The sequence below is a fragment of the Bacteroides sp. HMSC067B03 genome (genome assembly GCF_001811315.1).
In the GTDB taxonomy this organism is placed as follows: Bacteria; Bacteroidota; Bacteroidia; order Bacteroidales; family Bacteroidaceae; genus Bacteroides; species Bacteroides faecis.
Genome location: NZ_KV804345.1, coordinates 50,904 through 58,230, shown reverse-complemented (window position 1 = coordinate 58,230; position 7,327 = coordinate 50,904). Strand labels below are relative to the sequence as shown.

The 7,327-nt window shown below is 39.0% G+C and carries 6 protein-coding genes and 1 pseudogene; all 7 read left to right on the top strand.

Annotated elements, in window-relative coordinates; genetic code table 11:
- Positions 1-804, top strand: a pseudogene (locus HMPREF2794_RS10885) (NAD-dependent epimerase/dehydratase family protein); the annotation flags it as partial.
- 38 nt (positions 805-842) lie between these two features.
- Complete coding sequence (locus HMPREF2794_RS10880; protein ID WP_070751515.1) at positions 843-1,892, top strand: polysaccharide biosynthesis protein; 1,050 nt, start codon at positions 843-845, stop codon at positions 1,890-1,892.
- Positions 1,893-1,897: 5 nt separating this feature from the next.
- Positions 1,898-3,103 (top strand): polysaccharide biosynthesis C-terminal domain-containing protein, encoded by a 1,206-nt coding sequence (locus HMPREF2794_RS10875; protein ID WP_070751514.1) that lies wholly within the window; start codon positions 1,898-1,900, stop codon positions 3,101-3,103.
- Between the two features lie 2 nt (positions 3,104-3,105).
- Complete coding sequence (gene wecB / locus HMPREF2794_RS10870) at positions 3,106-4,296, top strand: non-hydrolyzing UDP-N-acetylglucosamine 2-epimerase (RefSeq protein ID WP_070751517.1); 1,191 nt, start codon at positions 3,106-3,108, stop codon at positions 4,294-4,296.
- Between the two features lie 231 nt (positions 4,297-4,527).
- Positions 4,528-5,442 (top strand): glycosyltransferase family 2 protein, encoded by a 915-nt coding sequence (locus HMPREF2794_RS10865; RefSeq protein WP_168166599.1) that lies wholly within the window; start codon positions 4,528-4,530, stop codon positions 5,440-5,442.
- A complete protein-coding gene (locus tag HMPREF2794_RS10860; protein WP_070751512.1) occupies positions 5,439-6,617 on the top strand; it encodes a glycosyltransferase family protein in 1,179 nt (392 codons plus the stop codon). The genes HMPREF2794_RS10865 and HMPREF2794_RS10860 overlap by 4 nt, the downstream gene beginning before the upstream one ends.
- A complete protein-coding gene (locus tag HMPREF2794_RS10855; RefSeq protein WP_070751511.1) occupies positions 6,614-7,324 on the top strand; it encodes a polysaccharide deacetylase family protein in 711 nt (236 codons plus the stop codon). Before HMPREF2794_RS10860 ends, HMPREF2794_RS10855 begins: the two co-directional genes overlap by 4 nt.
- Positions 7,325-7,327 lie beyond the last annotated feature (3 nt).

Genomic DNA, 7,327 nt, shown 5'->3' with positions numbered 1-7,327 from the left:
CTCAGGTAGTCGTGAATCTTGCTGCTCAAGCCGGGGTACGCTATAGTATAACTAACCCCGATGCCTATATTGAAAGTAACCTTATTGGATTTTATAATATTTTAGAAGCCTGCCGTCATCATAGTGTGGAGCACTTGGTATATGCTTCTTCCAGTAGTGTATATGGAAGCAATAAGAAAGTGCCTTATAGTACTGATGATAAGGTAGACAATCCTGTATCACTCTACGCTGCTACTAAAAAGAGCAATGAATTAATGGCCCATGTCTACTAAGCTCTACAATATACCAAGTACTGGTTTGCGTTTCTTTACTGTCTATGGTCTCTGTGGTCGTCCTGATATGGCATATTTTGGCTTTACCAACAAACTTCGTGAGGGTAAAACTATTCAAATATTCAATTACGGTAACTGCAAACGTGACTTCACCTATGTTGATGATATCGTAGAGGGTGTTGTCCGTATTATGCAGCATGCTCCTGAAAAGAAAAATGGCGATGATGGATTGCCCGTTCCTCCTTATAAAGTATATAATATCGGTAATAACTTTCCAGAAAATCTTTTAGATTTTGTGACTATTCTTCAAGAAGAACTTATTCGTGCAGGTGTACTTTCCAACGACTATGACTTTGAGACACACAAAGAACTGGTACCGATGCAACCTGGGGATGTACCTGTGACATATGCTGATACTACTCTTCTAGAATAATATTTTGGATTTAAACCGTCAACATCACTACGTGAGGAATTGAGAAAGTTTGCAGGGTGGTATGCTAAGTATTATGGCACATTTAAAGACCATCCATAAATAAATCGATTATATAAAAATAAAAAGATAAAACCATTATGAGCATTTTTGCAGGTAAAACCCTTATGATTACTGGTGGAACAGGTTCCTTCGGCAATGCAGTTTTGAATCGTTTCCTCCGTACTGACATCGGTGAAATCCGTATTTTTTCACGGGATGAAAAGAAACAGGATGATATGCGTCACGAATATCAGGTAAAGTATCCTGATGTGGCACATAAAATCAAGTTTTTTATTGGCGATGTACGTAATTTGCAGTCATGTAAGAACGCAATGCCTGGAGTTGACTATATCTTTCATGCTGCGGCTTTGAAACAGGTTCCAAGTTGTGAGTTCTTCCCTATGGAAGCGGTGAAAACCAATGTAATCGGTACTGATAACGTTTTGACAGCTGCTATCGAGGCTGGCGTCGGTGCTGTGATATGTCTATCTACGGATAAGGCTGCCTATCCTATCAATGCTATGGGTATCACGAAAGCTGTTGAGGAGAAGATTGCTGTAGCTAAGAGCCGCTACTCAGGTAAAACCAAGATTTGCTGTACGCGTTATGGCAATGTGATGTGTTCTCGTGGTTCTGTAATTCCTCTGTGGATAGAGCAAATTCGCAGTGGCAACCCTGTCACTTTGACTGAGCCTACGATGACGCGCTTTATCATGTCGCTGGAAGAAGCTGTAGACCTTGTACTTTTTGCTTTCGAGCATGGGCAGAACGGTGACATCCTCGTACAGAAAGCTCCGGCTTGCACCATCCAGACTCAGGCGGAGGCTGTTTGTGAATTATTTGGCGGCAAGAAGGAAGACATCAAGGTTATCGGTATTCGTCATGGTGAGAAGATGTATGAGACATTGCTTACTAATGAAGAATGTGCCAAGGCAGAAGATATGGGTAATTTCTATCGCGTTCCTGCAGATAATCGTGGATTGAACTATGACAAATTCTTCAAAGAAGGTGAAACGGAACGTAACACACTTACGGAGTTCAATTCTAATAATACTTATATATTGAATGTAGAAGAGACCAAGGCTAAAATAGCTGCTCTTGATTATATCAAGAAGGAACTGAGTGGTGAGAGTAACTTTGTACAATAATAGCTATGAATATTTTAGTTACCGGTGCCAGAGGTTTTGTTGGTAGAAATCTTTGTGCCCAACTTAATAATATCAAAAACGGAAAGGCTCGTTGTTATGGTGATCTGAAGATTGATGAAGTCTTTGAGTACGATCTCGATTCCACTTCCGAACAATTAGATGTCTGGTGTCAGAAAGCCGGCTTTGTGTTCAACCTTGCCGGAGTGAACCGTCCCAAAGACAATGAGGAGTTCATGAAAGGCAATTTCGGTTTTGCAAGCACATTGCTTGAAACACTGAAGAAACATCATAATACTTGTCCTGTCATGCTCTCTTCCAGTGCACAAGCTTCTCTGACAGGTCGTTTTGGCAACAGCGAATACGGTCGCAGCAAAAAGGCTGGTGAAGATTTATTTCTACAGTACGGTAAAGATACGGGAGCCAAAGTGCTGGTTTATCGTTTTCCGAACCTTTACGGCAAGTGGTGTCGTCCCAACTACAACAGTGCTGTCGCTACATTCTGCAACAACATCGCTAACGACCTTCCGATACAAGTCAATGACCCACGTGTAGAACTGGAGCTGCTTTACATTGACGATCTCGTGGACGAGATGATTCATGCCTTGAAAGGCGAGGAACATCGTTGCGAGTTTGAAGGTCTTGACGTACATCCATTGGTGGGTGGCAGATACTGTTATTGTCCGGTTACCCATAAGGTTACATTAGGTGAAATAGTTGATTTGCTGCATCAGTTTGCAGAAATGCCAGAGACGCTGATGATCCCTGAAATCCCGTCAGACTCGTTTGCCAAAAGATTGTATAGCACTTATCTGAGTTATTTGCCCAAAGAAAAAGCAATCTTTGATCTGAAGATGAATGTAGATCAGCGTGGCTCATTTACAGAACTTGTACATACTTTGAACTGTGGTCAGGTAAGTATAAATATCTCCAAACCGGGTATTACTAAGGGTGAACATTGGCACAATACCAAATGGGAACAGTTTATTGTTGTCAGCGGTCATGGGCTCATCCAACTCCGCAAGGAAGGTACAGACGAAGTGCTGAACTACGAGGTGAGTGGTGACAAAATACAATCCGTTATCATGCTTCCCGGATATACCCATAACATCATCAATCTCTCCGATACGGAAGATCTGGTAACGGTTATGTACTGCAATGAGATATTCAACCCGGATAAACCGGATACATACTTTGATAAAGTGAAAAAATGATCATGGAAAAACAACCCAAATTAGATTATTCAGATATAAAGTTCAAGAACGACGGCAAACTAAAATTGATCATTGTTGTTGGTACTCGTCCTGAGATTATCCGCTTAGCGGCAGTAATTAATAAATGCCGCCAGTATTTCGATGTTATTCTTGCCCATACAGGTCAGAACTATGACTATAACTTAAATGGAATCTTTTTCAAAGATTTGAAATTGGTAGAGCCTGAAGTATATATGGATGCTGTGGGCGATGATTTGGGAGCCACTTGTGGCAATATCATCAACTGTGCCTATAAACTTTTTGCGCAGACAAAGCCTGATGGCGTGCTTGTGCTAGGTGATACTAATTCGTGTCTCAGTGTTATAGGAGCTAAGCGTTTGCACATTCCTATCTTTCACATGGAAGCTGGAAACCGTTGCAAAGACGAGTGTCTTCCCGAAGAAACAAACCGCCGTATCGTTGATATAATTAGTGATGTAAATATGGCATACTCTGAACACGCTAGAAGATATTTGGCAGATTGTGGACTTCCAAAGGAACGCACTTACGTTACAGGTTCACCTATGGCAGAAGTTCTTCATAACAATTTCGCAGAAATCGAAGCAAGCGATATACATCAGCGTCTTGGCTTGGAGAAAGGCAAGTATATTCTTCTCTCCGCTCACCGTGAGGAAAACATTGATACAGAAAAAAATTTCATGTCACTTTTTTCCGCTATTAATAAGATGGCAGAGAAGTATGATATACCAATTCTCTATAGCTGCCATCCGCGTTCACGCAATAGACTTGCAGCAAGTGGTTTCAAGCTTGATTCACGGGTTATCCAGCATGAACCTCTTGGCTTCCATGATTACAATTGCCTTCAAATGAACGCTTTTGCCGTAGTTAGTGATTCTGGTACACTTCCTGAGGAGTCAAGTTTTTTTACCAGTGTAGGGCATCCATTCCCAGCAATTTGTATCCGTACCTCTACCGAGCGTCCGGAAGCAATTGATAAAGGCGATTTTATTATTGCAGGTATTGATGAGAAGAGTCTTTTGCAAGCAGTAGATACTGCTGTTGAACTGTGCAGAGATGATCAACATGGTATTCCTGTGCCTGATTATGTGGATGAAAATGTAAGCACCAAGGTCGTGAAGATTGTACAGAGTTATGTAGGTATTGTCAACAAGATGGTGTGGCGCAAATTCTAACTTGTGCTTTTACGGAACTTGAACATTATTTTTTTTATTAATACAATTTTGGAAGTAGGCTCATTGCAATAGAATTAACGGCAATTAATGTTCAAAACTACAATGCGCAATTGTAAAATAGATTACTTGACTGTATCAAAGCCTCCTAATATGAAAGATGAAAAAATAATATAAGACGTATGGGTGAATTAATAAATGATTACTCTTCTACCGACATATCAAAGTAAATATATGGATAAAAAACGACCACTAGTGACAATCATCACCAACACAAAGAATCGTGCAAGACTGATTTCAAGATGTATTGAGAGCATCCAAAATCAGACGTACCAGAACTATGAGCATATAGTTGCAGATGGTGGTACTGATAATACGAAGAAAATTGTAGAGTCCTACAATGATCCTCATATTATATACATTTCTATTCCTGAGGGTGGTCCTGTCGCTCAAACAAAAGAAGCTTTTAAATTATCAAAGGGTGAGTTTATTACGTTCCTTGATGATGATGATGAGTATACTCCTGAAAAATTGGAAAAGCAATTGGATTTGATTCAATCACTATCTGATGATTATGGTTTCATCTATGGCGCAATGACGTATTATGATAATAACACCAAGGAACAATTAAATATCCATGGAGCTGAAATTGAAGGAGGATCCGAAATACTTCCAATAGCCATATCGAAGCCTACAATTTGTGGAACTCCAACATTCATGTTCCGCCGTAAGGCATTCGAGTCTATCGGAGGTACTTGGATATCTGGTATTGGCAACGATATGTCTGATTGGGCACTCGGTTGTAGAGCACTTAAGCAAGGTTGGAAGGTTGCAGCATTAAAAGAATCATACTTGCGCATATATGTCAACCATCAGGCAACTCGCATGAGCGATGCAGACTTCTATAAGGACAATAGTCAAAGATATATAAAGTTCCATAATCACTTCCTTTCTGAATACGCTGACATTATTGCAAAGAATCCTAAGGTAGGTACGTTTCACTATGATAATTTGGTGCATTTTTATGTGGCAGCTGATAGAACTGGTGATGCTTTCAAAACATGGTACAAGCTTATAAAAACGAGACCTAACTTCCGCTCATTAGTTTCTTTCCCTTATTACTTTTTTAGGCAACTGATGAAAAAATGAACATAGCAGACATAAATAAAGATCTTCAGAATAAAGAAAAGGTTGCTATAATATGCGTGGGATATAACCGCATAAAGTCAATGAAGAGACTTCTCGGATCTCTTCTCAAGGCAGTATATCCATCAAAAGATATCCCTCTGGTCATAAGTGTTGATTGCAGTGGTGATACAGAATTGTATGAATATGTCAAAGAATTCGAGTGGCCTTTTGGGCGAAAATATGTAAACATACAAGAAAAGAGACTCGGCCTGAAAGATCATATATATCAGTGTGGAGAACTTACGAATCAATTCAAAGCCATAATTTTGCTCGAAGACGACCTGTTTGTGAGTCCATTCTTTTACTCATACGTCCTCAAAACCTTGGATAAGTATGGAAATGATAGTCGGATAGCTCAAATCTCGCTGTATAAAAATGAACGTAATGGATATGTAGGTTTACCTTTCGTAAATATACAGAACGGATCAGATGTCTTTTTAATGCAGGATGTTTCTACATGGGGCGAATGTTGGACAAAGTCTATGTGGAGTGAGTTCAAAAAATGGAGAGATACCCACTCAGAAGAAGATATACAAAAAGTAGATATGCCAAGTGAAATAAAGGGTTGGATTCGAGCTTGGTCAAAATACTATAATGCTTATGTTGTAGACTCAAATAAATTCGTTATCTATCCTAACATTCCTGTAACAACTAATTTTAGCGATGCAGGCGAACATGGCGGGGATAATAACAGTTTGGTACAAGTGAATTTATTACAACAAGACTACGACTATCGACTATATGATGTAGATAAACTTGCCAGGTATGATATCTATTTCAACAATGTTTGTCTCTATGAGAAATTAGGTATTCCAGAAAACGACCTTTGTCTTGATATCTATGGCTTTCATTCTAATGAAAAGGGTTGCAAATACATTCTTTCAACGAAGGTTCTACCTTATAAAATAGTAAAATCTTTTGCGCTCAACATGCGTCCGATAGAATTGAATGTAATGTATGATATCTCTGGAAACGGATTATACTTGTATGATACCACGGATTCTAACGGTACAACACAAGGTAGTTATCACAAGAATGTTGTCCCTTATTTCCTTGAAGGATTTAATGTAAGACTGCTATTAAAGTATGTGATATCACATTACAGAAATTCAATCAAACAAGTTCTAAAAAGATGAGTAGATTATTAGCACTTTATTACGAGTTCCGATATCGTCTTCGAAAATGGTATTGGAGTAGGAATGCGCATGACAGTAGAATCAATGGTGTAGTATTAATGTATCATCATATTTCGGATGTTAGGATGGACGAACTTGATACATGTCAGCATACGCTCGAGCAGTTCAAGAAGTCATTGGAATGTTATATTAATCAGAGTTATATTTTTGTGAATATTGATACAGCATTAAAAATGATCCGAGAGAAAAGCGAACAGAAATTTGCTGTTGTAACATTCGATGATGTGCCGCTTGATGCATATGAAAAGGCTGTACCAGTGCTTTTGTCTATGCAAATACCGTTCACATTCTTTATAACAACGGGATATATTGGAACTGAAGGTTTTATGACAGAAGCGCAACTTAAGAAACTAGATAATCAGGAACTATGTACAATAGGTGCGCACACCAAGTCACATCCTATGTTAAGAAAGGTGTCAAATAGCTTTGAAGAATTAAAAGAGAGCAAGGAAATTCTCGAACGATTATTAGGGCATCCTGTTGACTATCTAGCATACCCATTTGGACGTCAGAGCTCTATTTCCCATAAAGTTATGAAACAGGCAGAAAAAGCTGGATATAAGTGTGCATTCGGAACAATAGATGCTACAATCAACGACTTAAGTTCAAAGAGTTTGTATTATTTACCAAGAATTGTAAGAAAGTAACTT

What these genes read in the sequence shown, in the direction of transcription:
- HMPREF2794_RS10880 (WP_070751515.1), top strand. Translation starts at nt 843, where the DNA reads ATGAGCATTTTTGCAGGTAAAACCCTTATGATTACTGGTGGAACAGGT.
- HMPREF2794_RS10875 (WP_070751514.1), top strand. Translation starts at nt 1,898, where the DNA reads ATGAATATTTTAGTTACCGGTGCCAGAGGTTTTGTTGGTAGAAATCTT.
- wecB (WP_070751517.1), top strand. Translation starts at nt 3,106, where the DNA reads ATGGAAAAACAACCCAAATTAGATTATTCAGATATAAAGTTCAAGAAC.
- HMPREF2794_RS10865 (WP_168166599.1), top strand. Translation starts at nt 4,528, where the DNA reads ATGGATAAAAAACGACCACTAGTGACAATCATCACCAACACAAAGAAT.
- HMPREF2794_RS10860 (WP_070751512.1), top strand. Translation starts at nt 5,439, where the DNA reads ATGAACATAGCAGACATAAATAAAGATCTTCAGAATAAAGAAAAGGTT.
- HMPREF2794_RS10855 (WP_070751511.1), top strand. Translation starts at nt 6,614, where the DNA reads ATGAGTAGATTATTAGCACTTTATTACGAGTTCCGATATCGTCTTCGA.